This window comes from Pantoea anthophila, from assembly GCF_006494375.1.
GTDB classification, from domain to species: domain Bacteria; phylum Pseudomonadota; class Gammaproteobacteria; order Enterobacterales; family Enterobacteriaceae; genus Pantoea; species Pantoea anthophila.
This window is the reverse complement of sequence record NZ_VHIZ01000057.1, coordinates 1-2,572: the sequence shown is the minus strand read 5'-3', so window position 1 is coordinate 2,572 and position 2,572 is coordinate 1. Positions and strand designations below refer to the sequence as shown.

Here is a 2,572-nt window from a genome sequence, read left to right as displayed (position 1 = left end):
AAAAACGCCTCTGGCGTTGTAAGGTTAAGCCTCACGGGTCATTAGTACCGGTTAGCTCAACGCATCGCTGCGCTTACACACCCGGCCTATCAACGTCGTCGTCTTCAACGTCCCTTCAGGACCCTCAAGGGGTCAGGGAGAACTCATCTCGGGGCAAGTTTCGTGCTTAGATGCTTTCAGCACTTATCTTTTCCGCACTTAGCTACCGGGCAGTGCCATTGGCATGACAACCCGAACACCAGTGGTGCGTTCACTCCGGTCCTCTCGTACTAGGAGCAACCCCCCTCAATTCTCCAGCGCCCACGGCAGATAGGGACCGAACTGTCTCACGACGTTCTAAACCCAGCTCGCGTACCACTTTAAACGGCGAACAGCCGTACCCTTGGGACCTACTTCAGCCCCAGGATGTGATGAGCCGACATCGAGGTGCCAAACACCGCCGTCGATATGAACTCTTGGGCGGTATCAGCCTGTTATCCCCGGAGTACCTTTTATCCGTTGAGCGATGGCCCTTCCATTCAGAACCACCGGATCACTATGACCTGCTTTCGCACCTGCTCGAGCCGTCACTCTCGCAGTCAAGCCAGCTTATGCCATTGCACTAACCTCACGATGTCCGACCGTGATTAGCTGACCTTCGTGCTCCTCCGTTACTCTTTGGGAGGAGACCGCCCCAGTCAAACTACCCACCAGACACTGTCCGCACCCCGGATCACGGGGCCACGTTAGAACATCAAACATTAAAGGGTGGTATTTCAAGGATGGCTCCACGCAGACTGGCGTCCGCGCTTCAAAGCCTCCCACCTATCCTACACATCAAGGCTCAATGTTCAGTGTCAAGCTGTAGTAAAGGTTCACGGGGTCTTTCCGTCTTGCCGCGGGTACACTGCATCTTCACAGCGAGTTCAATTTCACTGAGTCTCGGGTGGAGACAGCCTGGCCATCATTACGCCATTCGTGCAGGTCGGAACTTACCCGACAAGGAATTTCGCTACCTTAGGACCGTTATAGTTACGGCCGCCGTTTACCGGGGCTTCGATCAAGAGCTTCTCCTTGCGGATAACCCCATCAATTAACCTTCCGGCACCGGGCAGGCGTCACACCGTATACGTCCACTTTCGTGTTTGCACAGTGCTGTGTTTTTAATAAACAGTTGCAGCCAGCTGGTATCTTCGACTGGCTTCAGCTCCGGGAGCAAGTCCCTTCACCTACGCGCCAGCGTGCCTTCTCCCGAAGTTACGGCACCATTTTGCCTAGTTCCTTCACCCGAGTTCTCTCAAGCGCCTTGGTATTCTCTACCTGACCACCTGTGTCGGTTTGGGGTACGATTCTGTGTTACCTGATGCTTAGAGGCTTTTCCTGGAAGCAGGGCATTTATCACTTCAGCACCGTAGTGCCTCGTCGTCACGCCTCAGCGTTAAAAGAGTCCGGATTTACCTGGACCCTCCGCCTACACGCTTAAACCGGGACAACCGTCGCCCGGCTGATATAGCCTTCTCCGTCCCCCCTTCGCAGTAACACCGAGTACAGGAATATTAACCTGTTTCCCATCGACTACGCCTTTCGGCCTCGCCTTAGGGGTCGACTCACCCTGCTCCGATTAACGTTGAACAGGAACCCTTGGTCTTCCGGCGAGCGGGCTTTTCACCCGCTTTATCGTTACTTATGTCAGCATTCGCACTTCTGATACCTCCAGCATGCCTCACGACACACCTTCGACGGCTTACAGAACGCTCCCCTACCCAACAACACATAAGTGTCGCTGCCGCAGCTTCGGTGCATGGTTTAGCCCCGTTACATCTTCCGCGCAGGCCGACTCGACCAGTGAGCTATTACGCTTTCTTTAAATGATGGCTGCTTCTAAGCCAACATCCTGGCTGTCTGTGCCTTCCCACATCGTTTCCCACTTAACCATGACTTTGGGACCTTAGCTGGCGGTCTGGGTTGTTTCCCTCTTCACGACGGACGTTAGCACCCGCCGTGTGTCTCCCGTGATAACATTCTCCGGTATTCGCAGTTTGCATCGGGTTGGTAAGCCGGGATGGCCCCCTAGCCGAAACAGTGCTCTACCCCCGGAGATGAGTTCACGAGGCGCTACCTAAATAGCTTTCGGGGAGAACCAGCTATCTCCCGGTTTGATTGGCCTTTCACCCCCAGCCACAGGTCATCCGCTAATTTTTCAACATTAGTCGGTTCGGTCCTCCAGTTAGTGTTACCCAACCTTCAACCTGCCCATGGCTAGATCACCGGGTTTCGGGTCTATACCCTGCAACTTAACGCCCAGTTAAGACTCGGTTTCCCTGCGGCTCCCCTATACGGTTAACCTTGCTACAGAATATAAGTCGCTGACCCATTATACAAAAGGTACGCAGTCACACCACAAGGGTGCTCCCACTGCTTGTACGTACACGGTTTCAGGTTCTGTTTCACTCCCCTCGCCGGGGTTCTTTTCGCCTTTCCCTCACGGTACTGGTTCACTATCGGTCAGTCAGGAGTATTTAGCCTTGGAGGATGGTCCCCCCATATTCAGACAGGATACCACGTGTCCCGCCTTACTCATCGAGCTCACAGC

Annotated in this window: 1 rRNA gene; it reads right to left on the bottom strand. The window is 54.2% G+C overall.

The features are described from left to right. Positions 1-20: 20 nt before the first annotated feature. Positions 21-2,572: ribosomal RNA gene (locus tag FJW00_RS19835) — 23S ribosomal RNA — on the bottom strand; the annotation flags it as partial.